The sequence below is a fragment of the Altererythrobacter sp. genome, assembly GCF_050299635.1.
Lineage (GTDB): Bacteria > Pseudomonadota > Alphaproteobacteria > Sphingomonadales > Sphingomonadaceae > Erythrobacter.
The window spans coordinates 1-547 of sequence record NZ_JBNKWF010000083.1 but is presented as its reverse complement, the minus strand read 5'-3'; the positions used below and the strand labels follow the sequence as shown (position 1 = coordinate 547).

The following is a 547-nucleotide window of genomic DNA, read 5'->3' as shown; positions in this document are numbered from 1 at the left end:
CACCGCCGCCCTGCGGGACTTCGCTTTCGGCTTCAGCAGCTTCCGGGTCGCTGTTCGGCGGTGTCTCGGGCGCGCTGGACGCGCCGCCGTCCTTGGCGATGCCGTGGGAGATGAAGTTGACCACGTCCAGCCGGGAGACTTCCTGGCGCTGCAGGAAATACACCGCGTGGGATTCCTTTTCGCCGAAGATCGCCACCAGCACGTTGGCGCCCGTGACTTCCTTCTTGCCGGAGGACTGGACATGCAGGATGGCGCGCTGAATCACGCGCTGGAACCCCAGCGTCGGCTGAGTGTCGATTTCGTCGTCGCCTTCGACCGTCGGCGTGTGTTCGTCGATGAAGTCGGTGAGCTCGCGACGGAGGGTCTCGATGTTGGCCGAGCAGGCGCGCAACACTTCCGCTGCGGACGGGTTGTCCAGCAGCGCAAGCAACAGATGTTCGACCGTGATGAACTCGTGCCGCTTCTGCCGCGCTTCCACAAAGGCCATGTGGAGGCTTACTTCCAGTTCTTGGGCGATCATGCCTAGTTCTCCTCCATCACACAGGCC

At 63.3% G+C, this 547-nt stretch carries 1 protein-coding gene; it reads right to left on the bottom strand.

Annotation, left to right across the window (positions count from 1 at the left end):
* Positions 1 to 520: Clp protease N-terminal domain-containing protein (locus ACQY6C_RS14955; RefSeq protein WP_427970084.1), on the bottom strand; the 520-nt coding region annotated here is incomplete at its 3' end.
* Positions 521 to 547: the final 27 nt, after the last annotated feature.